Source organism: Succinatimonas hippei YIT 12066 (assembly GCF_000188195.1).
Lineage (GTDB): Bacteria > Pseudomonadota > Gammaproteobacteria > Enterobacterales > Succinivibrionaceae > Succinatimonas > Succinatimonas hippei.
This window is the reverse complement of the sequence record NZ_GL831043.1, coordinates 7,537-33,601: the sequence shown is the minus strand read 5'-3', so window position 1 is coordinate 33,601 and position 26,065 is coordinate 7,537. Positions and strand designations below refer to the sequence as shown.

Sequence of the window (26,065 nt, the reverse complement as noted above, 5' to 3'; positions counted from 1 at the left end):
TTTTATTTAAAAAAAAAGGAGAGAAAAGATGGACCCGATGTTTTTTATAGCTGCGGGAATCATGATGGGCTTGGCTGCTATCGGTGCTGCTATCGGTATCGGTGTTTTAGGTGGCAAATTCCTTGAAGGTTCAGCACGTCAGCCCGATTTACTGCCTTTGTTGCGTACTCAGTTCTTCATCGTTATGGGCTTGGTTGACGCTATCCCGATGATTGCTGTCGGCTTAGGTTTGTACATCATGTTTGCTGTGGCCTAACTTGGTCTTTAAAACAGCAGGGAGCTTTCCACCTTGGAAATTAATGCTACATTTTTAGGTCAAGCCGTTGCTTTTGTTATCTTTGTCGCTGCATGCATGAAATGGGTGTGGCCGCCGCTTATGAGCGCTCTTGAGAAGAGACAAAAACAAATAGCCGATGGTCTTGCCTCTGCTGAAAAAGCACAAAAGAGTTTGGAACTGGCTAAGAGCAATGCTGCCGATACTATTCGTGAGGCAAAAGCTGAAGCTCAGAGAATCATCGATGAAGCTAACAAACAGCGTTCTGCGATTTTAGATAAAGCTGTTGAGGAAGCCACCGAGGAAAAACGTCGCATCCTTGAAAATGCTAAAAATGAAATTGAAGCTCAAAAGGATAAAGTAAAAGAAGAGCTGCGCTCTGAAGTTGCTGATTTAGCGATTGCCGGTGCCGAGAAGATTTTGAGTCAAAAGGTTGATGCTAAGACTGATAAAGTTTTAGTTCAAAAGATTTTAGAATCTTTATAAATTGAGGTAATCACATTGGCTGAAAACCTAACTGTCGCAAGGCCTTATGCACAAGCGGCTTTTGAAGTGGCTTTAAAGCAACAAGCTTTAGATAAATGGCAGCAAATGTTATATGCCATGTCTGTGGCTTGCTCGGATGCTGATTTTTTAAGTTCCTTAAAGAATGCTTCATCTTCAAGCGTTGCTTCAGAGCGCCTTCTTGAGGTTTTAAAAGATCTTCTTGATGAGTACGGTCAAAATTTCGTTAAGGCTCTTGGTGAGAAGTTTCGTTTTGACGTAATTCCTGAAATTTACAGTGAATTTGTCAAACTTCGCGAGATGCATGAAAAAGTTATGGAAATTTCCGTTGTTTCAGCACGTGAACTTGACGAGGCTTCACTTAATGCCATAAAGCAAAAAGTAACGGATAAATACGGCTGTTCCGTAATTTTAAAAACTAATTATTGACCCGAGCATCATGGGCGGAGCCGTTTTAAAAATAGGCGATGAGGTTATTGATGCTAGCGTGAAATCATACTTAAAAGGTATGGCTTCAGCACTCAAATAACGAAGGGGAACAAAATGCAATTAAACTCAACTGAAATTGCTGATCTTATTAAACAAAGGATTGAGCAGTTTAAGGTTGTTACCCAATCCTGCGATGAGGGTACTATCATTTCCGTTAGTGACGGTATTGTTCGTATCCACGGTCTTGCCAACGTCATGCAAGGTGAAATGCTGCAGTTTGGCGATGATTTGTACGGATTGGCTTTAAACTTAGAGCGCGATTCTGTTGGCGCTATTGTTTTAGGACCTTATACTCACCTTTCAGAAGGTATGAAAGTACGCGGAACCGGTCGAATTCTCTCCGTTCCGGTAGGTAAAGGTTTATTAGGTCGTGTTGTAAATACCTTAGGTGAACCAATCGACGGTAAAGGTCCGATTGTTAGCGATGATTTTTATCCGGTTGAAAAGATTGCTCCTGGAGTTATTGCTCGTCAAAGCGTATCCCAGCCGATTCAAACCGGTTATAAGGCTGTTGACTCAATGATTCCTATCGGACGCGGTCAGCGTGAGCTTATTATCGGTGACCGTCAGGTAGGTAAAACAGCTTTAGCCGTTGATACTATCATTAATCAGAAAAATTACGGTGTTCGCTGTATTTATGTCGCCATCGGTCAGAAAGCTTCAACTATCGCTTCAGTTGTAAGAAAACTTGAAGAACACGGTGCTCTTGATAACACTATTGTAGTTTCAGCATCAGCTTCCGACACTGCAGCTTTACAGTACATCGCCCCTTATGCCGGATGCGCAATGGGTGAGTATTTCCTAGATCAGGGTGAGGATGCTTTAGTTGTTTACGATGATTTGTCTAAGCACGCTGTAGCTTATCGTCAGATATCATTGTTACTTCGTCGTCCGCCTGGGCGTGAAGCATATCCCGGTGACGTTTTCTATCTGCATTCACGTTTGCTTGAGCGTGCTTGTCGCGTTAATGCCGAATATCTTGAAAAATTATCAGGCGGTAAAATCACCGGTAAAACCGGTTCGCTTACTGCGTTGCCGATTATTGAAACTCAAGCAGGTGACGTTTCAGCGTTCATTCCTACTAACGTTATTTCAATTACCGACGGTCAGATTTTCTTGACATCAAGTTTGTTTAACTCAGGTGTTCGTCCTGCTGTTGATCCTGGTATTTCAGTATCTCGTGTCGGCGGTGCTGCTCAGACTAAGATTATGAAAAAGCTATCAGGCGGTATTCGTACTGCTTTGGCTCAGTATCGTGAACTTGCGGCATTTGCTCAGTTTTCATCAGATCTTGATGAAGCAACCCGTAAGCAGCTTGACCACGGTAAGAAAGTTACAGAGTTGATGAAACAGCGTCAGTATGCTTCTTTAACCGTCGCCGAACAGGCTTTGGTTATTTTCGCGGCAGAGCGAGGATTCCTTGAGGATGTTGCAATTAATAAAATTTCAGCTTTCGAGGATGCGCTTTTGAATTTTGCTCGCGGTAAATATGCCGATTTATTAAAGTCAATTGACGCAAAGCCAGATTATAACGATGAAATAGTAAAGAGTTTGACTGATTTGATTACTGATTTCAAATCAACTCAGACTTACTAGGAGCTCTAAATGGCCGGAGCAAAGGAAATACGCACTAAGATAGCTTCTGTAAAAAGTACACAGAAGATAACTAGCGCTATGCAAATGGTTGCAGCCTCGAAAATGAGACGCGCACAAGATAAAATGTCTTCTTCGCGTCCTTATTCAATCGGCTTGTTTAATCTTATCGGACATGTGGCAGTAAGTTCTACGGAGTTCCACCATCCGTATCTTGAAGAGCGTCCTGTTAAAAATGTCGGCTATATTATTGTTTCTACGGATCGCGGTTTGTGCGGTGGCCTGAATATTAATCTTTTCCGTAAAGTTCTTTCTGATATGAAGGAAAAGGAAAGCAAAAATATCGGAGTTAAAGCTGTTCTTCTCGGAACTAAAGCAAGTTCGTTCTTCGTTAGATTCGGAGTTGACGTTATCGCTCAGCACAGCGGTTTCGGTGATGATCCTAAACCGGAAAAATTGGTAGGCGCGATTAAAGTTATGACCAGTGCTTACCTTAACGGTGAAGTAGATGCAGTTTATGTTGCGTTTAACGGTTTTAAAAACACCATGGTTCAGCTGCCGACCGTTAATCAATTGCTGCCGCTGCCGAAGACAGAAGATGCTGAAGTTGCAAAGCACCACTGGGACTATATTTACGAACCTAATCCTGCTGAAATTTTAAAAGTGGTTTTAGATCGTTATGTTCAACAGATGGTTTATCAGGCTGTGCTTGAAAATTTAGCATCAGAGCAGGCGGCCCGTATGGTGGCAATGAAAGCTGCAACTGACAACGCCGATTCATTAGTTAATGATTTACAGCTTGATTACAACAAAGCGCGTCAGGCAGGAATTACGATGGAACTTAATGACATCGTTTCCGGAGCTGCGGCGGTTTAAAGGTTTTTTAAGAGGAAAAAGGAAATGGCTGAAGTTGCTAAACAGCGCGCCGGAGATAAGGGTACGATTGTCCAGATTATCGGTGCCGTTGTAGACGTAGAGTTTCCGGAAACCAATATTCCTGAGATTCATGATGCCTTGGAAGTAAAAGGTGACGGTAAGAATCGTCCTGATCTGATTCTTGAAGTTCAGCAGCAGATTGGCGGCGGTCTGGTTCGTTGCATCGCAATGGGATCTTCTGACGGTTTAAGCCGCGGTTTAACTGCTGTTAATACCGGTGACGGCATTAAAGTTCCTGTCGGCAAGGAGACCCTCGGTCGAATTATGAACGTATTGGGTCAGCCTGTAGATGAAGCCGGCCCTATTAATGAGAAAGAGCGCTGGGTTATTCACCGTGAAGCTCCTACTTACGCTGAACAGTCATCAACTACTGAAGTTCTTGAAACCGGCATTAAAGTTATTGACTTAATTTGCCCGTTTGCCAAAGGCGGTAAAGTCGGCTTATTCGGCGGTGCTGGCGTAGGTAAGACCGTTAACATGATGGAGCTTATTAATAACATCGCTACCGCACACTCCGGTTTGTCGGTGTTTACAGGCGTAGGTGAACGTACTCGTGAAGGCAATGACTTCTATCATGAAATGCAAGAAGCTAAAGTTATTGATAAAGTATCAATGATTTACGGTCAGATGAATGAGCCTCCGGGGAACCGTTTGCGTGTGGCTTTAACCGGTTTGACTGTAGCTGAAAAATTCCGTGACGAAGGTCTTGATGTATTGTTGTTCATTGACAACATTTATCGTTATACCTTGGCAGGTACTGAGGTTTCAGCTTTGCTTGGTCGTATGCCGTCAGCCGTAGGTTATCAGCCTACTTTGGCTGAAGAAATGGGTGTGTTGCAAGAACGTATTGCTTCAACCAAGAAAGGATCTATTACTTCAGTTCAGGCTGTTTATGTTCCTGCTGACGACTTGACTGATCCTAGCCCTGCTACTACTTTTGCTCACTTGGACGCAACTATCGTTTTGTCACGTCAGATTGCTTCCTTGGGTATTTATCCTGCCGTTGATCCTCTTGATTCTACTTCACGTCAGCTTGATCCTTCCATTGTTGGTAAAGATCATTATGAAGTAGCCCGCGGTGTTCAGACAGTATTGCAGCGCTATAAAGAACTTAAAGATATTATTGCTATTTTGGGTATGGATGAGTTATCTGAAGAAGATAAACTTACCGTAGCTCGTGCACGTAAGATCGAAAGATTCTTGTCTCAGCCGTTCAGTGTTGCTGAAGTATTTACCGGAACTCCGGGCAAATATGTTTCCTTAAAGGATACTATTGCCGGATTTAAGGGCATTATTGCCGGTGATTACGATAATTTACCGGAGCAGGCTTTCTACATGGTAGGTTCTATTGACGAAGCTGTAGAAAAAGCCAAGAGCCTATAATCGGCGGAGGTTTGAATGGAAAATATTACTTTCCATCTTGATGTTGTCAGTGCTGTCGGAAGTTTGTATTCAGGCCGTGTAAGAACGATGCGTATTACCGGTTCTGAAGGTGAAATGGGCATTCGTCACGGTCATGCCCCGCTTTTGACAACTATTAAAGCCGGTATGGTTTTACTTACTACTGCTGAAGGTAAGGAAGATCAGTTTTATTTAGCAGGAGGGTTGCTTGAGGTTCAGCCTGACAGCGTTACCGTACTTGCTGATACAGCTTTAAGAGCTGATGATATTGATGAAGCTAAAGCTAAAGAAGCTATGCGTGAAGCTCAGGAAGCTATCAAGCATCAAAGCGGAGATAAAGACTATAATAAAGCTTTTGCTCAGCTTGCTGAAGCAATGGCTCAGCTTAAAGTTATTGAGTTATCTCGCAGTACTCGCCGTAAATGATAAAGTCGCGCCTTATGGCGCGATTTTTAACTGAATAATTCTTCTAAAAAAGAACTCTTTTTGTATAAAGCAAATTTTACCTGTCCGTTTTGCTGTTCGCTAAAGCACTCAAAACCAACAAAGCTTTTAATATTACCTGAACTGTATTCAACATATAAAACAGCATTTTTATTTAACAAGTTTCGCTCATTGATAAGCTCCATAGCTTTATTCAATAAATCGCTTTTATAAGGCGGATCTAAAAAAATCAAATCAAACTTATTATCAGTTTTGTTTAAAAAATTTAAAGCATCAAGATTTAATACTTGAATGTTTTTTGAGTTTAAAGTGTTAATTGTGTCTTTAAGGCTTAAATAATTGTCATAATCTTTTTCAATTAAGGTAACTGATTTTGCGCCGCGTGACAGAGCCTCGATACCTAATGCTCCTGATCCTGCAAACAGATCTAAAACATTAGCAGCTTGAACCTTATCGCTTAATAAATTAAAAATCGTTTCGCGTATTCTGTCAGGAGTAGGCCTTAATCCTTCAAGATCCAATACGTCAAGTTTCTTACCTTTATATATGCCGCCGATAATACGTATTTGATGGGAAGATAAAGACATTTTTTCGCTTTTTACCTATTTTTGATTTCTAAATGCTAAAATCGCAGTAATTTAGCTATTTTAACCTGTTTTTTTATAAAAATAGTTTTATTTGCGGTGGTATGAATATGGCATTTTTTTCGTTTTTTAAGAAAAAGAAAGATATAAAACAAGAAGATTCTGTTGAAAATAAAGTTGCTGAAATTAAGGAAAATACTGAAGAAGTTTCTGAATCAGACAGTGATGAAGAAAAACAAAAACTACAGAAAGAACAGCATGAAGAGGCGGTTTCAGCTTTAGAAAATGTCGGCGCAGGAGCTGCTGCTGCAGAATTTTTTGATGATACGGTAAGTGAAAAAGACTTAAAGCAGGAAATTGATAAAGATATAAAAAAAGAGAATACTCGTGCTGAAAGCTCTTTTGTCATATATCAGGAACTTGAGGCCGAAAAACAAATCATAGCTGATGACGAAAGTTTTAAAGCTGATGATAAAGAGTCTGAAGAAAAAAAAGATGTAAAAGATAAAGAAGAGATAAAAGAAGATAAAATTTCGACAGATGAATTGCAGGATGAGGCTAAAAAAGAAGATTTTTTACAAGAAGAAACCAATATTGAGACTGTAAATGAAGTTGCAAGTAAAGAATCAGAGATCAAAAATGATGAACAAAATGCTGCAGAAGAAAAAACAGAGCAAAAGCCTGCTGAAGAAAACAAAGTAATAAGTGAAAAAAGCGAAAAGCTGTCTTTTTTTGAAAGATTAAAACGTACCCGTGAGAATATATCGATGGGGTTAAGTTCTTTCATGAAGGGACGAAAAATTGATGAAGATCTTTATGAAGAGCTTGAAACAGCTTTGCTCACGGCAGATTTGGGGGTAGAAACAACCAATTTTGTGATTGAAAAACTGCGCGAAGAGTCAAAGCTGCGTGAATTGCATGATGCGGTTTTACTTAAGAAGAATTTAAAAGATATTTTGAAAAATATTTTAAAGCCGTGTGAAATCCCGCTTGAAGTTACAGGTAAGAAACCTTTTGTGATTTTGATGGTAGGAGTTAACGGTGCCGGAAAAACTACAACTATAGGTAAGCTGGCAAGAAAATATCAGGATTTAGGACTGAAAGTCATGCTTGCAGCAGGTGATACTTTCCGTGCCGCAGCTGTTGAACAGTTAAAAGAATGGGGAAACAGAGCCAATGTTCCGGTTATTGCTCAAGCAACAGGATCGGATAGTGCCTCAGTTCTTTTTGATGCAGTAAATGCAGCTAAAGCCAGAAATACTGACGTGCTTATTTGTGATACTGCAGGAAGATTGCAAAATAAAGACAATCTTATGGAAGAGCTGAAAAAAATTGTGCGCGTAATGAAGAAAATTGATGAAGAAGTACCGCATGAAGTGTTATTGGTGTTAGATGCTACAACCGGTCAGAATGCAGTTTCACAGGCAACTTTATTCGGCAAAGCAGTTCCTATTACCGGTATTTGCCTTACCAAGCTTGACGGAACGGCAAAAGGCGGTGTGATTTTCACTTTAGCCGATAAATTCAAGCTTCCGATTCGTTACGTAGGCATCGGTGAAAAAGCCGAAGATTTAAGACCCTTTAAAGCAGATATTTTTGTAGACGCTTTATTTAAAGATGAAGAGTGATCTTTGTCTGTCGGCGTCTTAAATAAGGCGCCGTAATTTTGATGATTGGATTAAAAATAATGATAAAGCGTTTTGTTGTTATTGCTTTAATTGTAGAAGTACTACCTGTTGCAGCTGATGAAATAATTACAGCCGATACTATTGTAATTAGTGCTAATCGTGACAAGCAAAATATTATTGATGCAAATGAAAGCATCAGTGTTGTAAGTCAAGATGAGGTTTTACTTCAGGGAGCTGACACTGTTGCCGATGCTTTACAGGATGCTCCTTCTGTTTTGTTGGTAAATGACGGAACTCCAGGATTAAAAAGAGTATCAATACGCGGAGAAAGTGCATATAGAACTCTTGTAATGGTAGACGGGCAAAGAATAACCGATCAAAAAACAAAATCAGGAGCTCCGCTTTTAATTAATCCTTTTTTCATCGATCAAATTGAAGTAGTAAAAGGACCTGCAGCCGTATTGTACGGATCTGACGCTATGGGCGGAGCCGTTAACGTTATTACCAAAAAGCCGTCTGAAGATAAACTTAGCACCCAGGTCGGTTTGCTGTATAACGGCTCTGATAATGCTTTTTCCGAGTATTTAAATTTATCAGGAACAATTGAAAATTTCAGTTATGCATTAGGTCTTGTTAATACTGACGCCCAAGATTTATATATTTCAGATAGAGAAAAGATTGATAACACATCTTATAGAAATAAGGGAGTAAATGCTTATCTTGCCTGGCAGGCAACTGATGATTTAAAGTTTGAGTACAAATCTGAATATTTTGATGTTGATGCACATACGGCAAGTTCTACCGGTATTCCAGGGTACGCTGAGTTTAGAGCACATATTCCCAAATGGCGCCGCGTCAAGCACTCACTAGGCTTTGAGCTTACTGAGCTTAATGATTATGTTTCTTCATTAAAAGCGTCTGTTTTCATGCAGCAAAATGATAAGGAATTTAATTCTTCGGTAACAAGACAAGGACCTTTTGTGTCTGTTTTAAATGAAGAAGACAGCTATGGGGCTAATCTTCAGGCTCAATTTACGTTAGGTAAATATTTTTCATTAATCACAGGTTATGATGGTGAACGCTCTCAATTAAAATCAAATAGCTTTGTTGGACTGGGAACAAAAAACATCAATCTTCATGATCGTGATTTTTCTCAAATCACCCACGGCTTGTATGTGCTTTTATCAACCAAATTTAATGAAAAATTTACGCTTAACACGGCTGTAAGATATAACAAGGTTGATACCGAAGCAGGTTCTTCTTTCATTAATGGTATTAAGATTCACGGCTTTGCCGATGAGGTAAATGAAAAGGCGGTATTAAGTGCAGGACTTGTGTATAAGCCTTTAGCAAATGTCTCATGGAGATTAAATTGGTCGCAGGGATATCGTGTTCCTAATATACAGGAAATGTATCTTTATACGTTTACCGGTGAACTGCAAGTCGGTAATCCTAGTTTAAAGCCTGAAACTTCCGATAACTATGAGATCGGTTTTAAATATGAAGGAGATCTAATAACTTCTGATTTTACGGTATTTTATTCTGACGCTGATGACTATATCGAAACAGTTGAAAGAGACGATCTTTTTCCTGGTATGAACATACCGTTTAGAACGTTTACTTATAACAATATTGCTTCGGCAAAAACTTATGGAGCTGATTGGTCGTTACAACTTAATTTTGACAGTTTCGAACCGTATTTGGATATTTCATTTATTAAAAGAAAATACGATACCGGAAGTATTGAAACCTATAATACAGGTATTCCTGCTGTAAAAGGTCGTACCGGAATAAAATATTATCCTGAGTGTAATTACGGATACTTAACTTTGGATTTTTATGCACGTTTTGCCTCGCGGGTAAAGCAGGATAACGCTGGTGGCATAAGTTATTTTGCAGATGATGAGTACGGCGGCTGGACTACTTTAAATTTAGGAGCTGAATACTTATTCGGTGATAATGAAGAATACCGAATTTACGGTGCATTGGCAAATATTCTGGATAAAAACTATCAAACATCAAGTCTTATCCATGAACCGGGACGTTTTATTATGGCGGGCGTAAGCGCGTCTTTTTAATGCAGCTCATATTTAAGCGGTACGTTAAGATTAAAATCAAGAGGATGGCGTGCTGACAGACTTGCAATTTTAGCGGCAAGCTTTAATGCAGCCTCATCGAGGATCTTGTGTCCGCTTGATTTACTGATTTTATAAGAAGCAATTTTTCCCTGTTTTATGGAAAATGAAATTACTGCAGTTCCTTCAAGATTACGTCTTATAGCAAGTTTAGGGTAAGTAAGAGATGCCTGCAGTCTGCTGTAAATAAGATTGGCAAATTGGTTTTGCTGCTGTTTTAAATCAGGCAAAGCCTGTCTTGATGCACTGTTTTTTGTAATAGTAGCTGTGGAGTTTAATCTTTTATTTTGATTACCTCTAGGTAAGTTTTTTTTAGGTGAGCTTTGAGAGCTTGTAGCTTTTGCTGTTTTATTTTTAGCAGTAACAGGTTTAGATTTATTGGGTAATTCTGGCAGAGCGTCTGGTGTTTTTTCAGATTGTTTTATAACCTGTTGAGAAGTATTTAATACTTCTTTTTCTTTTATTTCAATTTTGTTTTCATAATTTTCAACCGCAGCAGATGCAATAATGTCAGATGCTTTGGCGGAGTCTTGTTTAATTAACGGTGCTTCTTTTTGTAAAGTAAAAGTTATTTCCGTATATTCAGCAGATATTTTTTTAGGTGAATAAAAATAAGGCAGTACAAAATAAAAAACAATAAGAGAGAAAAGCAGACCTATGTAGGCACAAGTTCTGCTTAATAAATCTGTCTTATCCATTATTTTGCATCTCTTTTCAATGCTTTTACTAAAAGCTTTCCTGAAGTATAGGTGCGTGCTAAATCAGACACGTCGATAAAACTTTGGGCTGGAGAATCTGGATCCAAATATAAAGTTATGCTTTGCGGTTTTTCTTGTTCTATGACTTTTTGTAACTCATCTATGGTTAATTTTTTTTGATCTATGAAAAATGCACCCGTTGAATCAATTTTTACTGAAAAACTATTTGATGCCGCATCATTTTCTTCAGCTGTTGTGGAAGTTGGAACATTAAGTTCAATTTCCGGCAGAGTAAAACTCATAGTCATAATAAAAAAAATAACCAGCATGAAAATAACATCAATAAGTGATGTTAAATCCACATGTAAATCATCGTCATCAAAATCCTGCATTTTCAGTTTGCCTTGATAGTAAGGTAATGGTTGTTTTTATGTACCTTAAATTAGTGAGAATATAGTAATGAACCATAAGAGCGGGAATAGCAAGAGTAAGTCCCATTACCGTGGTGATTAAAGCCTGCCAGATCCCGCTTGCAAGCAGTGCGGAATTGTGAGTGCTGTTGTCAGCAAGGGTTGAAAATACTTCAATCATGCCGAGAACCGTACCGAGTAATCCAAGAAGCGGACCAACTGCAGCGCACAGCTTTAAAAAATATAAAGAGCTAAATAGTCCTTTCATTTTGGTTTGCATTAAAGAATTTATATAAGAATTATCATCGGCACCGGAGTTTTTAAGTACCAAAAGGGAGATTTCCTTTATAATTCCGCTGCGATTAACGGCTTGTTTTTTTAGCATTACGCTTAAAACCGTACCGCGGATTACGGTAAATACAGCCGCAAAGCCTAAAATCAATAATGCGACGCCGCAATAACCGATTTTTTCGTATAAATCAAACATTTTGAAATAACTCACCTTACTTTGTCGCAAAGGTTAACAAAATACCTTACATAGAGTAACATTCTTTAAAAATAGATAAATAGGAGAAAGTCAATGATAAGTCAGGCAATGGTTGAGCTTTCCCGTTGGCAGTTTGCCGCTACTTCTTTGTATCATTTTATATTCGTTCCTTTAACTTTAGGCATTTCTTGGCTTATTTTCATCATGGAACTGATGTATGTCAGAACCGGTGACGTTTTATACCGTGATATGACCAAGTTTTGGGGAAAGCTTTTCGGCATTAATTTTGCCATAGGTGTTGCTACCGGAATTACCTTAGAGTTTGAATTCGGTACTAATTGGTCTAATTATTCCCATTATGTCGGAGATATTTTCGGAGCGCCGCTTGCTATTGAAGGGCTTTTGGCATTTTTCCTTGAATCTACCTTTATCGGTTTATTTTTTACCGGATGGAACCGTTTTTCAAAGAAAGCACATTTGGCAATTACTTTTTTAACCGCTTTAGGATCAAATCTTTCCGCGATGTGGATTTTGATTGCCAACGGTTGGATGCAGTATCCGGAGTTTGCTGTTTTTTCGCCTGAAAAGATGCGCATGGAAATGGTTGATTTCTTCGGTTTGGTATTTTCTCCGGTAGCACAGGTAAAGTTTGCTCATACCGTATGTGCAGGATATGTGACGGCTTCGATGTTTGTTATCGGTGTAAGTGCATTCATGCTGCTTAAAAAGCGCCATATCGATTTTGCCAAAAGATCGATGACGGTAGCTTTGGCGTTCGGATTTTGTGCCATGGCAGGTTCTGCATTGACTGGAGATTTGTCGGCAGTTGGTGTTACCAATCATCAACCTGCCAAACTTGCGGCGATGGAAGCAGAGTATGAAACGCAGGAAGCTCCGGCATCGTGGTCGGTATTTGCCATACCTAATGAAGAAAAAATGGAAAATACTTTTGCGATTAAAGTTCCTTGGCTGTTAGGAATAATTGCGACCCATTCTCTTGATAAGGAAGTGATAGGTTTACGCGATATTGTGGCGCAAAACGAAGAAAGAATTAAAAACGGAGCTATAGCCCATCAGTTATTAACTAAATTGCGTCAGGGAAATAACGATCCGTCAGTTTATGAAGCCTTTAAACAGCATGAAAATGATTTAGGTTACGGTTTGCTTTTAGTTGAACATGCAGCTGATCCTTTAAACCCCACAGAGGCTGAAATTAAGACTGCAGCAAGGAACAGTGTTCCTTCAGTATGGATTTCCTATTTCTCATTTCGTTTAATGTTAGGCCTGTTAGGCGTTGCGGGGATCCTGGTCTTGGGTACTGCTTTCTTTTTATGGTATAAGCGGGATTTGGAGAACCGCACACTTTTCCTTAAATGTTTATTGTGGGCAATACCGGTACCGTTTCTTGCATGTGAGTTCGGTTGGATCTTGGCGGAATTGGGGCGTCAGCCGTGGGCTATTCAAGGAATTTTGCCGACGTTTATGGCCACTTCATCATTATCAGTTGTTGATGTAGCCTTATCTCTTATTTGCTTTATCGCAATTTATACCGTGTTTTTAATCATCGAAATGTATTTAATGATTAAGGCAATAAAGAAAGGTCCGCTTGAAACCTCCGCACTTGAAAGTGCTTTTGCGGGAGGAAAATAAAATGTTGTTCGATTACACTACGCTGCAGGTTATTTGGTGGATTTTAATCGGAGTATTGCTTATAGGTTTTGCTTTGACTAACGGAATGGATATGGCTGTTTCTGCACTGCTTTTTCCTGTAGGTAAAAACAGTGCTGAGCGGAAGGTTCTTATAAGCACGATTGTTCCTCATTGGGACGGCAATCAGGTTTGGCTGATTACGGCAGGCGGAGCGATTTTTGCCGCATGGCCTGAAGTGTATGCCGCATCTTTTTCCGGATTGTACTGGGCAATGCTTTTGGTTTTGTTTGCTATCTGGTTAAGACCTCTTGCATTTGATTATCGTAATCACGGCGAAACTGAAATCTGGAAAAAACGTTGGGATATAGCATTGAGTGTCGGAAGTTTGATTCCGATGCTGATTTTTGGTGTGGCTTTCGGAAATCTGCTGCAGGGATTGCCCTTTTATGCTGATGAGAACATGCGTTGGCATTATGACGGATATTTTTTAAGCGCTCTTTTGCCTTTATTAAATCCTTTTGCTCTTTTGTGCGGAGTGATAAGCGTTTTGATGCTTATTACTCACGGATGCATGTGGATCATGTTAAGAGTTGACGAGTCTATAAGCCTTCGTGCCCGAAAAATTGCTGTAATAAGTGCGCTGTTGACTGTTGTTCTTTTTGTTGTCGCAGGACTTTGGTCTTATAACTTTAACGGTTATGTTTTAAATTCGCTAGCGCCTTCGGGAGCTTTTAATACTATTACCGGAAAATCCGTAAGTGTGGTTGAACACGGGCTGTTTTTGCATTATGTAAACTATCCGGTAACCGTTGTAGTTCCGGCTCTTGCAGGATTTGGCATGTTGTTTGCCGGGATCTTTGCTTTTAAAGGAAACGCAGTGAAGGGAATCATAGCTTCAAGTGTAGGGATAGCTTTTACGATCATTACGGCAGGTGCTGCGCTGTTTCCTTTTATTTTGCCGTCAAGCAAAGATGTAAATTCATCATTAACTATTTGGGATGCCACATCATCGCATTTTACTTTACAGGTTATGTTATATGCCGTGATTGTGTTTGTTCCCTTAGCGCTTGCATATACGATTTGGGCTTATTATCGCATGTGGGGAAAAGCCTCGGTTGATACTGTAAAGGAAGATCATTAAGGAGCAGAAATGATTTACTTATATTGGTTTTTCGGTTTAATCGGTGCAATCGGTTTTACCTGTGCGGTCACTTATTATGTAGATCTTGTTGAAAGGTTCAGAACACGATAAGGGAAAAGGCTTTGTTAAAAAGCTATGCGGCGCAGGTAAAAAAAGAGCTTTTGATCCAAAGTGCTTTAATTGCACTGGATGCTCTTTTATGCGCTGCTTTTTATGCTCTTATTGCCAATGCCGTCGGTAACTATCTGTTTTCTTTTGATTATGTAAAGCTTTGTTATTTGTTATCTATTGCTCTTGCAGTTGTTGCGGCGCGTTTTATTATAAAAACTCTTCTTTGCGCTTTAAAAAGCAAACTTCACTATAGGATAGAAGAAGCTGTAAGAAGGGATTTAATTGTAAGAATTTTTAATGAAAACCCTTTGAGCGTGCAATTAAAATCTTCTTTAAATACGTCGGTTATAAATGCAGTCTCAGATATTGTTCCTTATTTTACGGGTTATCTGCTTTCATTAAGGGCAGCGATAATCATTCCGGCTATTTTATGGGGGGCTATATTATCCGTAAGTCCTGTTTCTGCCGGAATTTTGCTGATAATTACTCCTCTTATTCCGCTTTTTATGATTTTTATTGGCAAAGGAACGCAGAAATTAAATGACAGACAATGGGCACAGATATCAAGATTAAATCAGCGTTTTCAAGAAGCGGTAAGTCAAATTAATATTTTAAAGCTATTTAATCTTGAAAAAAAAGAAGTTAAAAATATTAAATTTATGACCAGGCGTTGGCGTCTTGAGACGCTGAATATCTTAAAAGTAGCTTTTCTTTCTGCTTTGGCTTTAGAGTTCTTTTGTACTGTCGGTATAGCATTTTGTGCTATTACATTAGGTTTTTCCGTATATGAAAAAGGATTTGATTACAGATATGCTCTTTTTGTGCTTTTATGTGCTCCCGAGTATTTTTTACCGCTGCGTAATTTAGGCCAAAGTTATCATATAAAAATAAATGCTTTGGCAGCGGCAAAACAGCTTGCTTATTGGTTTGATGAAAATAATTCTTTAGAAAAAAACAGTAATAAGCCGTTACTTTTAAATGTGACGCAAGCTCCTTTTTCTTTTTCTCTCAATAAGGTTACGCTTGTGTATCTTGACGGTAGAGTCGGAGTCAATAATTTAAATTTAAAAATAAAAGCAGGTAAGACAACGGCATTAATCGGTGCATCAGGATCCGGTAAAAGTTCAGTCCTTAGGGCGTTGTGCGGATTTTTAAAGCCTCAGGACGGCAGCATTTTCATTAATGATGTAAGTTATGACACTTTTGATACTAAAGATCTTGTAAATCATATAGCGTATATCCCGCAGCAGCCTAAACTTTTTTATGGAACGCTTTTTGATAATTTTAGTATGGGGAGAAGCGATATTACTCATGAGCGGGTAATAGACGTATTAGTTAAGCTTAATATAAAAGATTTTATTAATAATTTTCCGGGCGGCTTTTGTTATATTTTAGGTGATGACGGCAAGAGAGTATCAGGCGGACAGGCTCGCATAATTTCACTTATAAGGGCATTGTTAACGGATAAGGATATTTTTCTTTTTGATGAGCCGACGTCAAGTCTTGATGAAGAGTTGGAGCTTAAGGTTTTAGACGGCTTTTTTAATAATTTCCCTAATAAGACTGTAGTAATTGCAGCACATCGGACTAATCTTATCAAGTATGCAGATGAGGTGATTGCAATTGACGGAAGATAAACTTACCTTAAAAAAGCTTTTATCCTTTGAAATAAAGGCAGTCATCTTAGGTGTGCTGATATCGGTTGCCGCAGCTCTGTCCTCTATTGCACTTATGGGAAGTGCTGCATGGTTTTTAAGTGCTATGGGAATTGCCGGTGCTTCCGGAATTTTAATCAATATTTTTATTCCTTCAGCGCTTATAAGAATGTTTGCTTTAAGCCGTACCGCTTTTAGATATTTAGAGCGCTTAGTAACACATAACGCTACTTTTAAAATAATTGCGGCATTAAGGTCATACTTGTTTGAGCGAATTTTGCAGATTAATTTTAAGGAAGCTTTAAATTTAAAAAAATCCGACTGTGAAAGACGTTTTAGGGAAAATACCATGCGTCTTGAATATGCTTTTTTAAAAGATGCTTTGCCTAAATTACTTGCACTTATTATTTGTACTGCAGCGATAGTTTTTATCGGTATTTTTGATTGTCTTTTAGCATTTTATTTATTTTGCTTAATTTTTATATGTGCTGTGTTGATCCCCTGGTTATTTACTTATTTTTTGCGCGATAAGACACTTTCTTTGTCTGCTGATTTAAGCGCATTAAATGACGGTGCGGTAAAAGTAGGAGAGGGATTAACGGATTTAATCTTAAATCATGCAGATAAAAAATTAAAAGCTGATTTATTAATGTTAAATAAAAGGATCTGTAAAGTAAGGGCGGTATTTACCTTAGTTGAAGATATGCTTTTAAGCATTACTTATTTAGCGTCTGCTGTTGCTTTGATCTTATCTTTATATCTTATCGCTCCTTATTATGCAGAAGGGAAAGTAAACGGTGCCTGTTATGTTCTTTTGGGGATCATTTCTTTTTCCATGTTTGAGGCGGTTTTTCCTTTAGCTTTGAGTTTTACGAAATTTGCCGAAGTAAGACATGCTTTTAATGAAATTAATGCACTGATTAATTTACCTAAAAATCAAAATGAACAAGGACAAGAATTTGATGAAAACTTGAAAAGAATTACTTTTAAGAATGTTTGTTTTTCTTATAGTAAAGAGATGCCGTTAATCATCAATCATTTTTCTGCATCCTTTGTTAATTGTAAAAATTATGCTTTGTGTGCAGAAGTGGGCAGCGGAAAAACAACACTTGTTTATTTAATGACATCTTTGCTTAAGGATTATGACGGAATAATTTTATTAAACGGAAAAGATTTAAAGAGTTTTTCCGAAAGCAGTATACGTAAATGTTTTAGTGTTGCACCGCAGAGTAATGATTTCTTTTCCGGTACAATCTTGGATTTGTTTAAGGAAGTAAATCCAGAAATAGATGAAAAAACGATTTTTAAATTGTTGGATGAAGTGGAGCTTACTGATTTTGTAAAAAGCTTACCTTTAGGCCTTAATCAGTTTTTAGGTAATAACGGGATCTCGGTTTCAGGCGGTCAGTCCCGTCGTTTGGTTTTAGCAAGAGCTTTGTGTCGTAATTGCGATTTCTTGATTTTAGATGAACCGGGCGAAGGTCTGGATATCCGTCAAGGGCAGAGAATTTTAAAGCGTATTTTATGTTCAAGAAAAGGGGTGATTTTAATCAGCCATAAAAGTACAGGATTAAATTTTTGTGATGAAATAATACGTATTTAGGAATACAATTTTAAGCACAGATCACAAAATGCTAAATTATAAAAGCGCCGGCGTTTCATTAAGATTATATGACAAAAGACAAAGAAGAACTTAACCCAAGCAATCTCCCTGCTCCGGTGGGAAATATAGATGCTTATGTTAAAGCTATCAATAAATTCCCAATGCTTGAAGAGGAAGATGAAAGGACTCTTGCTAAACGTTTGCGTGACTATGGAGATTTAGACGCGGCAAGAAAACTCGTTTTGTCACATTTGCGTCTTGTTGTCAGTATTGCCAGGGGCTATTTAGGCTACGGTTTGCCGATTTCCGATTTGATTCAGGAAGGCAATATCGGTTTGATGAAAGCCGTGAAGCATTTTGATCCTGATGTCGGCGGACGCCTTGCGGCTTTTGCCGTGCATTGGATTAAAGCTGAGATTCATGATTACGTTATAAAAAATTGGCGCGTGGTTAAAGTAGCCACCACCAAAGCTCAGCGTAAGCTCTTTTTTAAATTAAGGCAAAATAAACAGCGCTTAGGTTGGTTTTCAGATTCAGAGCGCAATAAGGTAGCAGACGATTTAGGCGTAAGTGCAGATGACGTTGCAGAAATGGAGACACGCCTTGCCGGACAGGATATTGGCTTTGATGCAGACAGTGACGATGATTCGGATAAAGGATCAAGTTTTTCTCCCAGTGCTTATCTTGAAGATGAAAATTCAAACTTTGCTAATACTTTTGAAAATATAGATTATGAGAATTATGAGCTGTCATCGCTAAGAAAAGCTCTTGATTCTTTAGATGAAAGATCACGATATATTGTTCAAAGACGCTGGCTTGATGAAAATAAGGCCACGTTGCAGGAGCTTTCTGAAAAACTTAATGTCTCAATTGAGCGTGTAAGACAAATTGAGAATCAAGCGTTAAAGAAGATAAAAAGCAATATTCTTGCCGATAAAAATATTATTGACGTGTAATTATTTGTAATCTATATGTTTTACTGTTATAAAAAAGGCAGCTTAACGTGAACGCTGCCTTTTATTATTTAAAGCATTAAATCAATTGATTAATCAAAACGGATCTGAACTTTTGCGGTCTCAGGAGACAATGCTGCCTGCATTGCTTCGTTGATCTCAGATGCCGGGAAGGATGCTGACAGCAACGGAAGCGGATTGACTAAGCCGCGCTCCAAAGCGTTGACGCACGGGCCGAACTCGTCATAGAAACGGAAGACGGAGTTCCACTTGATACCCTTAGTGGTGAAGGCGCCTAAATCCTTAGGCTCGTGACCTAAGCCGTACATGCCGACCTGAGAGAATACGCCTTCAGGACGAAGCATCTTCATAGCCTGGACAGCGGCAAATCCGTTGCCGGTAGCTTCGATAACGGTATCGAAAGCACCTTTATGTTCGCACCATTTCTCGATCTGCTCAGGATTTTCTTTTGAGTTGCAGACACAATCAGCGCCCATCTCAAGAGCAATTTCCAAAGGCTTGGAGCGGATATCAACTACGGTTACACGATCGGCACCGCAAGCTTTAGCTGCTGCAGCGCATAAGCATCCGATAGGACCTGCGCCCATAACCAACAGATTCTTGCCCATGATATCTCCGGCTTTATGTACGCCGTTGTAAGCGATACCCAAAGGCTCGGCAAAAGCACCGACTTCCGGTTTCATGTTCTTAACAACACGGCACTGTACTTCGTGAACGACGATTTCCTCGGCAAACAGACCCTGGGTGTGAGGGAATAATGCTGCAGAGCCTAAGTGCTGCATATTTTCACAGTAGGTATACATGTGATGTTCGCAATAGTAGCAGTGGAAGCAAGGACGGGCAGGGCGCATTACGACCATATCGCCTGCTTTAATTCCGGTGACAGCAGATCCGACTTCTTCAACAATACCGCAGCCTTCATGACCGATAACGATAGGCTCACGAACTACGATAGCGGTACCGATGCCGCCTTCGGTATAGTAGTGCTGATCGGAGCCGCAAATACCGGCAGCGAGCATCTTAACTTTGACCTCATGCGGATCTTTGATTTCCGGAGCCGGAATATCTTCGTAACGAATATCACCCTTTTTATGTAAGACACAAGCTTTCATGATAATTCCTGATAATGTTGGTTGATGTAAAAAAAATAATTTGCTGGATGTAATTTTACATAGAAAATGTGATTGTTTTCGTAATTTTTTTAAAATAACAAAAAATTGTAATATAGATCTAATTTCTGATTAGAATGCTGTTTGTAACTTGTAATACTAGTATGTTAGTTGATGTTGTCGTTCGGTAAAACTGGTATGTAAGAATAATAGCTGTTTTTGCTAATTCTTATGATAAAAAACTATCTTTTATGAAGTTAATATATAAAATTTTCGGCCATCTTGTATGTAAGATAACTAACTTTTTTTACCGTCGGCTTTTAGTGCTTCAAGCGATCTGTGACGGACTTTAGTTAATAATCCGCGTTTTTCAAATCGCTCGTATAAAGATTGGGCGATAAATACGCTGCGATGACAGCCGCCCGTGCAGCCGATGGCTACAGTTAAGTAACTTCTGTTGCTTTTTTCAATGTCGCCAAGCCAGCCGGTTAACATTTCATCAATTTGATTTATATAAAGATTAACTTGCGGGTATTTATCAAAAAATTTGACTACCTCTATATCAAGCCCGGTTTTACTGCGCAATGAAGGATCCCAAAAAGGATTGGGCAAGAATCTTGCATCAAAAATGAAATCCGCGTCTTTTGCAATTCCGTTTTTAAATCCGAAAGATTCAAATACTATGACCAGCTTCTTTTCAGGATGTCCGTTGATTAAAGTAGTGATTTGTGCCGCAAGATCGTGTATTGAAAGTGATGAAGTGTCAATGCGCAAATCTGCAAGTGACGCGATATCTTCAAGTATTGATCCCTCAAGTACGATTGCTTCATCAAGAGATAATTTACGTTTTGACAGCGGGTGCAGTCGTCTTGTTTCACTGTAACGCTTTATTAAAACGGACTCTTCCGCATCGACATAAATAAGGGTAGTTTTTATTTTTTTATTTTCCCGAAGTGTTTTATACATATCCTCAAAACTTTGGATATTGTCGGGCATGTTGCGGATATCAATGGAAACTGCAAGTTTAGGATAACGGTTTTTAGCTACGGCAACGAGTTCAGGAAGAAATATAACCGGTAAATTGTCAATGCAGTAATAGCCTAAATCTTCAAGAACCCTTAAAGCAACGGTTTTTCCCGATCCGGAACGGCCTGAAATGATTACAAGATCAATATCGATATTTCCCGTCATAAAAAATCCTTTTAATCTTGAGTGTGCTGCAGAAGCTTTCCTAATTGCTGATCAATCTTTTTTAATAAAGCATAAATTGTATCCGGTTCATTTTTTGCTCTACGTAATGAAACACACAATTCTTTATTTTCAAAAATTTCGCAAAGATTTTTTAAAAAGATTTCGGCCTCTTTAGGATCGTCTTTCTGACTGAAAAAGAAGGTATAAACTATATCGGCATCTTCTAAATCGGTATCGATGTCATTAAAGAAGACTTTGTTTTGCAGAATACTCAGAATTCCGAAAGTCTTTTCAATTTTACGCATTTGAATATGAGGAATGGCAACTCCGTTATCCAAAGCCGTGGATCCGCACTTTTCCCGATCGTTTAACAGCATATTGATATCAACGGTATGCGTTTTAATAATGAACGCAGCCTGATCCGCCACATCTTCAAACAAACGCTTTTTACTAAAGCAGCTTAAAGGCGATAAAATCAAAGTATCGGGAAGATATTCAAAAGAGTCCAACATAATTATTTACGTTAATTAAAATTTTTGCTTCATTGTATAGTGCTACGGCGGGAAAAATAAAGCCCCGCATCTGCAGGGCCGTGAATTAATTAGTCGTTTTTAACTTTTTCTTTATATTTAACAATCTGTCTGTCAACTTTATCAATTAATGCATCAACTGCCGAGTACATGCTTTCATCAGTAGCTTCTGCATGAATATTTCCGCCGTTTACGGCGATATCTGCTTTGGCTATTTGATCAAGTTTATTAACAGCCAAAGTCACAGTTATGCTGTTAATTAAATCTGCTTTACGCTCCAGCTTTTTGAATTTGTCGATAACAAAATCATTTAAAGCTTCAGTAATCTTAATTCCGACGCCTTGGATGTTTATTTGCATATTTATCTTCCTTAATCCAATCTTGGTGTTGGATAACTATATGAACACTTTATTATGTTCACACTTTTATAATAGAGCTTTTACAAAAAATTAATAAACAGATGATCAAAATTAGTCAATTGCAAATTGATTTTTGCAAGATAGAGCACGTTTTTGGAAAATCTTAGACTTGATTTTAGAGGACTTTAAGGTAGAAAAGCGGTCTTAATTGCAAGTTAAAACCGCTATAAAGAATTAGAGAGTAAAACTCTCTCCAAGATATACGTTTTTTACTTTTTCGTTGGCAAGGATCTCGTCTGCCGTACCTTTGGCTATGATTTCACCCGAGCTTACTATGTAAGCTTTTTCGCAGACATCCAAAGTTTCACGGACGTTGTGATCGGTAATAAGAATTCCGATACCGCGTTCTTTTAAATGAGTGATAATGCTTTTAATTTCAGATACGGAAATCGGGTCAACACCGGCAAACGGTTCATCAAGCAAAATAAACTTAGGATTGGCAGCTAAAGCGCGGGCGATCTCGACGCGTCGTCTTTCTCCTCCTGAAAGACTCATACCTACGTTATTGCGCAGACTTGAGATACTAAGCTCTTCCATGAGTTCGTCGGCTCTTTGCTGTCTTTCCCCGGGGCTTAAGCCTTTAATTAACTCCAAAACTCCCATAATGTTTTCCTGCACGGTGAGTTTTCTGAAAATGGAGTTTTCCTGAGGCAGATAACCAAGGCCTGCGCGAGCGCGAAGATGCATCGGCATGTCCGTTATATCAACATTATTTAAAGTAACCGACCCTTTTTCTGTAGTGATAATACCTACAATCATATAAAAGGAAGTGGTTTTACCGGCTCCGTTAGGTCCGAGCAGACCTACGATAGAACCGCTTTGTACCGAGATGCTTACGTCATTGACAACGACGCGTTTTTTATAAGTTTTTCGTAAATGTGAAGCTTTTAACTCGTACATAAACTATTTCTTCTGCTGCTGGAAATCTGACGGAATGAAAGTACTGGATACGCGCCCGCCCTGGCTCTTGGTTTTATTGTTTGCACGCATTGTTTGTGTTTTGACGTTATATTCAATACGCTCGCCTACCATGCGGGATTCGCCTTGCCAGACGGTTGCTTTGCCGGTTAGAACGATCAGGTTCTTATTGGGCTCATAATTAATGGTAGCGCTTCGTGAGTGAATAGGTTTACCGTTTTCCATCATTTGCTCAAAAGTGGTAGGAGATCCGTAAGCCGTTACCATTTTAAGTTTGCCTTCGTCGTCACGGGTGATTTCAACTTTATCTGCCGTGATTTTCATAGTTCCTTGAGTGGCTACCACATTGCCGCTGAAAATGACTTTATTGGCTTTAAGATCGGCAAATTGTTCAACAGAAAGAACGTTGACAGGCTTACTGTAGTCACTTTCAAGAGCTAAAGCCGTATAGACGGGGCTAAACAGTAAAAAGGCGGCTACTGACAGTTTAAGGGATGTAGTGCGCATGAGGATCTCCAGAGATAGTGCATTCTTTGGTAGTAAGGTTTCCTACTAAGTTGCTTCCGGTATTGGTAAAGTTCGTGCCTTTAATATTGACTTTCCCCGGTGCCGTAATCACGTTTTTAATCATATCAAAATGCATGAAGCCCGTGGTAAATTCAGTTATGGGCGCGTCGGTAAAAAGCGGAACAACTACTACATTACCGTCAAGCTCCACTTCTTTGTTTAAAATCATGGAACCGTCATTTGCAGTAATTTGCCATGGCTCTACACCGGTTTTTTGGTGATCGTAATAGATGCCTAAGGGATTTGAAAAATTAAGTAAATCTTGTTTTTTATAGTAAATGACGTCATCTGCTTTAAATGAATAAGTTAAAAGACCTTCTTTATCAAAGCTGTCTGCATCGAAATTTACTGCAGTAAACGTAGGATATTCGTTAAGAATGTCATTATTTGAAGGTTTATCAATGTTAGAAGATATCCTATATAGGATGAAAGCACATCCTATAAGGATAAAAGATAAAATCAGTGAACGTGAAGTTACACTCATTATTTCGGACCGCCGTCAGTGTTAAGTAAACCGTGAGCCATCATTAACAGATCGCAAAGCTCGCGACCTGCTCCGTGTCCGCCGTCGCGATGCAGAACTATGGATGCGATTTTCTGTATATAAGAATGCGCATCTTTAGGACAGGCGGAGAATCCTACTCTTTGAAATAACGGCAAATCGTTAAGATCGTCACCGATTACGGCAATTTTATCCGGTGTCAGATTGAAATCATTACACAATTTATCAAGAGCCGGTCCCTTGTCCAACTGCCCTTGCAAAATGTAATCAATATGAACTTCCTTCATGCGGCGGACCGTAAGCGGTGAAGTTCTGCCGGTAATGACGGCTGCCTTTAGTCCAGATTTAAGAAGGTTCATGATACCAAGACCATCTTTAGTGTTGAATTTTTTATACTCACCATCTTTGGCATCAAGATAAACGCCGGCGTCGGTCAAAGTTCCGTCTACATCAAAAATGATGAGTTCGATATTTTTGAGTTTTTCAAAAATGGCTGCGTCAATCGGGCCGTAGCAAGTGTCAATTTTTTCCATCATACGATACCTGCGCGTAGTAAATCTTGAATATTAAAGGTTCCAATAGGTTTGTTGTTTTCATCAACCACAACCATGGCGGTGATTTTTTTACTCTGCATTAAAACCACGGCTTTAGCGGCTAAAGTTTCAGCTTTTATTGTAGTACATTTACGCGTCATCACTAAGCTGATACATTCGTTAAGATCAACACCTTTATTTAAGGTACGGCGTAAATCACCGTCGGTATAAACTCCGGCAAGTTTTCCGTCTTTATCTACTATGGTAACGATTCCCTGAGATTTTTTAGACATTTCAAATAAAGCGTCTTTAATTGAAATATCGTCTTTGACTTTGGGCATAGCGGATCCGGTGTGCATTAAGTCTTTGCAGCGGACTAATAAGCGTCTGCCCAAAGCTCCGCCCGGATGGGATAGAGCAAAGTCCTGCTCGGTAAAACCGCGGGCTTCAAGTAGCGCAATGGCAAGAGCGTCGCCTAAGGCAAGTTCGGCCGTAGAACTTGATGTGGGAGCTAAATTTAACGGACAAGCTTCTTTTTCTACGTGTGCCGATAAAGTGATATCAGCTTCTTTTCCTAAAGAAGAATTTATCTCCCCAGTAATAGCTATAAGGGGAATACCGCGGCGCTTTAAAATCGGAATCATGATTTTTAGCTCTGACCCTTCGCCTGAGTTTGAAATAGCGATCACCACATCATCATTACCTATCATTCCTAGGTCGCCGTGAGCTGCTTCACCTGCCTGCACAAAAAAGGCCGGGGTCCCCGTGCTTGCTAATGTAGATGCTATTTTGGTTGCGATATGTCCTGATTTGCCTACTCCGGTTAAAATAACTTTTCCTTTACAGCTTAAAAGTAAACGGCAAGCCTTTTCGAAATTATCTCCGATGGTTGGAACTAAAGCTAAAAGCGCAGCAGCTTCGTCTTGCAAAACGCGTTTGCCGGCACTGATGCAGGTTTCTTTTATCATTGACGGTAGATTCTCTTTTTTGAAAGATTTGATATTTGATCTTACAGCAAAAGAAAATTTTTTAAAGAATAATGCTAAGTTAATTTTTGCCTCCTTGTCAGAGGCAAAATCAATAACTTAAGGATTAATGCAGGAATCAAGCATATATCCTTGTGAATAGATAAGCGGACCTAAGTTTTCAAGCGCTACGGCTTTTTTGAGCAACTGTTTGTCTTCTTTTGTTTCAACCAAAGAATTATGCTTTCCGACATTAAAAAAAGCGGCTTTGCCTTGCGGCTCCAAAGTTACGAATTTTCCGTGTTTAAGATAGCCGAAGATTTGATTAAACTGCATCAAGGCGCGTTCTTTGATGCGTTCTTGGTTAAGATTTTGTCCTATTAAAGGAAATTCACCGGAAATTCCCGATAACGAAAGTAAAGTAGGAGCCATATCGATTTGACTTACGACGCGTTCGTCTTGGTATGCTTTAATGTTAGGACCTAGGATAAGAGCCGGTATTGAAAATTCACTTAAAGGAAATGATCCGTTTCCTCTTACTCTACTTTCATGATCGGCAATCACAAGAAAAATAGTGTCGTCTTTATCAAAAAAGATCAGCGGCTAAAACCCCG

General features: G+C 39.1%; 29 protein-coding genes. 15 read left to right on the top strand and 14 right to left on the bottom strand.

Annotated features, from left to right (window positions below):
• Window positions 1-28 precede the first annotated feature (28 nt).
• The 8 genes from atpE to HMPREF9444_RS07595 are packed head-to-tail and all read left to right on the top strand — an operon-like array spanning window position 29 to window position 5,623.
• A complete protein-coding gene (gene atpE / locus HMPREF9444_RS07625) occupies window positions 29-256 on the top strand; it encodes a F0F1 ATP synthase subunit C (RefSeq protein WP_009143838.1) in 228 nt (75 codons plus the stop codon).
• A 33-nt stretch (window positions 257-289) separates the two neighbouring features.
• Window positions 290-760: a F0F1 ATP synthase subunit B gene (gene atpF / locus HMPREF9444_RS07620; protein WP_009143837.1), complete on the top strand. Its 471-nt coding sequence runs from the start codon at window positions 290-292 to the stop codon at window positions 758-760.
• A 15-nt stretch (window positions 761-775) separates the two neighbouring features.
• On the top strand, window positions 776-1,207 hold the full coding sequence (gene atpH / locus HMPREF9444_RS07615; RefSeq protein ID WP_009143836.1) for an ATP synthase F1 subunit delta: 432 nt from the start codon (window positions 776-778) through the stop codon (window positions 1,205-1,207).
• 10 nt (window positions 1,208-1,217) lie between these two features.
• The gene (locus HMPREF9444_RS11430) at window positions 1,218-1,307 is read left to right on the top strand and encodes a F0F1 ATP synthase subunit delta (RefSeq protein ID WP_009143835.1); all 90 of its coding nucleotides are present in this window, start codon (window positions 1,218-1,220) and stop codon (window positions 1,305-1,307) included.
• A gap of 14 nt (window positions 1,308-1,321) precedes the next feature.
• Entirely contained in the window at window positions 1,322-2,863 is a 1,542-nt protein-coding gene (gene atpA / locus HMPREF9444_RS07610) for a F0F1 ATP synthase subunit alpha (protein WP_009143834.1), read from the top strand.
• Between the two features lie 9 nt (window positions 2,864-2,872).
• Window positions 2,873-3,736: a F0F1 ATP synthase subunit gamma gene (atpG, locus tag HMPREF9444_RS07605; protein ID WP_009143833.1), complete on the top strand. Its 864-nt coding sequence runs from the start codon at window positions 2,873-2,875 to the stop codon at window positions 3,734-3,736.
• A 24-nt stretch (window positions 3,737-3,760) separates the two neighbouring features.
• On the top strand, window positions 3,761-5,179 hold the full coding sequence (gene atpD, locus HMPREF9444_RS07600) for a F0F1 ATP synthase subunit beta (protein WP_009143832.1): 1,419 nt from the start codon (window positions 3,761-3,763) through the stop codon (window positions 5,177-5,179).
• A 15-nt stretch (window positions 5,180-5,194) separates the two neighbouring features.
• Entirely contained in the window at window positions 5,195-5,623 is a 429-nt protein-coding gene (locus tag HMPREF9444_RS07595; RefSeq protein ID WP_009143831.1) for a F0F1 ATP synthase subunit epsilon, read from the top strand.
• Window positions 5,624-5,649: 26 nt separating this feature from the next.
• Here HMPREF9444_RS07595 and rsmD read toward each other — a convergent pair whose 3' ends face one another.
• Window positions 5,650-6,228, bottom strand: coding sequence for a 16S rRNA (guanine(966)-N(2))-methyltransferase RsmD (gene rsmD, locus HMPREF9444_RS07590; RefSeq protein WP_009143830.1), 579 nt, complete (start codon window positions 6,226-6,228; stop codon window positions 5,650-5,652).
• Between the two features lie 101 nt (window positions 6,229-6,329).
• Between rsmD and ftsY the strand changes: the two genes are divergently transcribed.
• Window positions 6,330-7,853, top strand: coding sequence for a signal recognition particle-docking protein FtsY (gene ftsY / locus HMPREF9444_RS07585; RefSeq protein WP_009143829.1), 1,524 nt, complete (start codon window positions 6,330-6,332; stop codon window positions 7,851-7,853).
• Between the two features lie 41 nt (window positions 7,854-7,894).
• Window positions 7,895-9,931, top strand: a complete 2,037-nt coding sequence (locus HMPREF9444_RS07580) for a TonB-dependent receptor plug domain-containing protein (RefSeq protein WP_009143828.1) — start codon at window positions 7,895-7,897, stop codon at window positions 9,929-9,931.
• Here the strand turns inward: HMPREF9444_RS07580 and HMPREF9444_RS07575 are convergent.
• From HMPREF9444_RS07575 to HMPREF9444_RS07565, 3 genes are read right to left on the bottom strand one after another with little or no spacing between them, the layout of a single operon-like run.
• On the bottom strand, window positions 9,928-10,686 hold the full coding sequence (locus HMPREF9444_RS07575) for an energy transducer TonB (protein ID WP_009143827.1): 759 nt from the start codon (window positions 10,684-10,686) through the stop codon (window positions 9,928-9,930). The genes HMPREF9444_RS07580 and HMPREF9444_RS07575 overlap by 4 nt on opposite strands.
• Window positions 10,686-11,078: an ExbD/TolR family protein gene (locus tag HMPREF9444_RS07570; protein WP_009143826.1), complete on the bottom strand. Its 393-nt coding sequence runs from the start codon at window positions 11,076-11,078 to the stop codon at window positions 10,686-10,688. Before HMPREF9444_RS07570 ends, HMPREF9444_RS07575 begins: the two co-directional genes overlap by 1 nt.
• A complete protein-coding gene (locus HMPREF9444_RS07565) occupies window positions 11,065-11,583 on the bottom strand; it encodes a MotA/TolQ/ExbB proton channel family protein (RefSeq protein WP_009143825.1) in 519 nt (172 codons plus the stop codon). The genes HMPREF9444_RS07570 and HMPREF9444_RS07565 overlap by 14 nt, the downstream gene beginning before the upstream one ends.
• Window positions 11,584-11,676: 93 nt before the next feature.
• Between HMPREF9444_RS07565 and HMPREF9444_RS07560 the strand changes: the two genes are divergently transcribed.
• The 5 genes from HMPREF9444_RS07560 to rpoH all read left to right on the top strand — a co-directional run bounded on the left by HMPREF9444_RS07560 (window position 11,677) and on the right by rpoH (window position 18,699).
• The gene (locus HMPREF9444_RS07560) at window positions 11,677-13,233 is read left to right on the top strand and encodes a cytochrome ubiquinol oxidase subunit I (protein ID WP_009143824.1); all 1,557 of its coding nucleotides are present in this window, start codon (window positions 11,677-11,679) and stop codon (window positions 13,231-13,233) included.
• A 1-nt stretch (window position 13,234) separates the two neighbouring features.
• The gene (cydB, locus tag HMPREF9444_RS07555) at window positions 13,235-14,374 is read left to right on the top strand and encodes a cytochrome d ubiquinol oxidase subunit II (RefSeq protein WP_009143823.1); all 1,140 of its coding nucleotides are present in this window, start codon (window positions 13,235-13,237) and stop codon (window positions 14,372-14,374) included.
• Window positions 14,375-14,496: 122 nt separating this feature from the next.
• On the top strand, window positions 14,497-16,122 hold the full coding sequence (gene cydD, locus HMPREF9444_RS07550) for a thiol reductant ABC exporter subunit CydD (RefSeq protein WP_009143822.1): 1,626 nt from the start codon (window positions 14,497-14,499) through the stop codon (window positions 16,120-16,122).
• On the top strand, window positions 16,109-17,743 hold the full coding sequence (locus HMPREF9444_RS07545) for an amino acid ABC transporter ATP-binding/permease protein (RefSeq protein WP_040909401.1): 1,635 nt from the start codon (window positions 16,109-16,111) through the stop codon (window positions 17,741-17,743). The genes cydD and HMPREF9444_RS07545 overlap by 14 nt, the downstream gene beginning before the upstream one ends.
• 68 nt (window positions 17,744-17,811) lie before the next feature.
• Window positions 17,812-18,699: an RNA polymerase sigma factor RpoH gene (rpoH, locus tag HMPREF9444_RS07540; protein WP_009143820.1), complete on the top strand. Its 888-nt coding sequence runs from the start codon at window positions 17,812-17,814 to the stop codon at window positions 18,697-18,699.
• 89 nt (window positions 18,700-18,788) lie between these two features.
• On the opposite strand, the gene HMPREF9444_RS07535 is transcribed toward rpoH, so the two are convergent.
• The 10 genes from HMPREF9444_RS07535 to HMPREF9444_RS07490 all read right to left on the bottom strand — a co-directional run bounded on the left by HMPREF9444_RS07535 (window position 18,789) and on the right by HMPREF9444_RS07490 (window position 26,024).
• Window positions 18,789-19,829 carry an alcohol dehydrogenase catalytic domain-containing protein gene (locus tag HMPREF9444_RS07535; protein ID WP_009143819.1) on the bottom strand — a complete coding sequence of 347 codons (1,041 nt, stop codon included), beginning with the start codon at window positions 19,827-19,829 and terminating at the stop codon, window positions 18,789-18,791.
• Between the two features lie 294 nt (window positions 19,830-20,123).
• Window positions 20,124-20,999, bottom strand: a complete 876-nt coding sequence (gene rapZ / locus HMPREF9444_RS07530) for an RNase adapter RapZ (RefSeq protein ID WP_040909405.1) — start codon at window positions 20,997-20,999, stop codon at window positions 20,124-20,126.
• Between the two features lie 29 nt (window positions 21,000-21,028).
• Entirely contained in the window at window positions 21,029-21,529 is a 501-nt protein-coding gene (locus HMPREF9444_RS10635) for a PTS sugar transporter subunit IIA (protein WP_009143817.1), read from the bottom strand.
• 89 nt (window positions 21,530-21,618) lie between these two features.
• On the bottom strand, window positions 21,619-21,906 hold the full coding sequence (hpf, locus tag HMPREF9444_RS07520) for a ribosome hibernation-promoting factor, HPF/YfiA family (RefSeq protein WP_009143816.1): 288 nt from the start codon (window positions 21,904-21,906) through the stop codon (window positions 21,619-21,621).
• 234 nt (window positions 21,907-22,140) lie between these two features.
• The gene (gene lptB / locus HMPREF9444_RS07515; RefSeq protein ID WP_009143815.1) at window positions 22,141-22,866 is read right to left on the bottom strand and encodes an LPS export ABC transporter ATP-binding protein; all 726 of its coding nucleotides are present in this window, start codon (window positions 22,864-22,866) and stop codon (window positions 22,141-22,143) included.
• A 3-nt stretch (window positions 22,867-22,869) separates the two neighbouring features.
• On the bottom strand, window positions 22,870-23,391 hold the full coding sequence (lptA, locus tag HMPREF9444_RS07510) for a lipopolysaccharide transport periplasmic protein LptA (protein ID WP_009143814.1): 522 nt from the start codon (window positions 23,389-23,391) through the stop codon (window positions 22,870-22,872).
• On the bottom strand, window positions 23,372-23,935 hold the full coding sequence (gene lptC, locus HMPREF9444_RS07505) for an LPS export ABC transporter periplasmic protein LptC (protein ID WP_009143813.1): 564 nt from the start codon (window positions 23,933-23,935) through the stop codon (window positions 23,372-23,374). The genes lptA and lptC overlap by 20 nt, the downstream gene beginning before the upstream one ends.
• Entirely contained in the window at window positions 23,935-24,489 is a 555-nt protein-coding gene (locus tag HMPREF9444_RS07500; protein WP_009143812.1) for a KdsC family phosphatase, read from the bottom strand. The genes lptC and HMPREF9444_RS07500 overlap by 1 nt, the downstream gene beginning before the upstream one ends.
• Window positions 24,486-25,454: a KpsF/GutQ family sugar-phosphate isomerase gene (locus HMPREF9444_RS07495; RefSeq protein ID WP_009143810.1), complete on the bottom strand. Its 969-nt coding sequence runs from the start codon at window positions 25,452-25,454 to the stop codon at window positions 24,486-24,488. Before HMPREF9444_RS07495 ends, HMPREF9444_RS07500 begins: the two co-directional genes overlap by 4 nt.
• Before the next feature lie 117 nt (window positions 25,455-25,571).
• Window positions 25,572-26,024, bottom strand: coding sequence for an LTA synthase family protein (locus HMPREF9444_RS07490; protein ID WP_267902416.1), 453 nt, complete (start codon window positions 26,022-26,024; stop codon window positions 25,572-25,574).
• Window positions 26,025-26,065 lie beyond the last annotated feature (41 nt).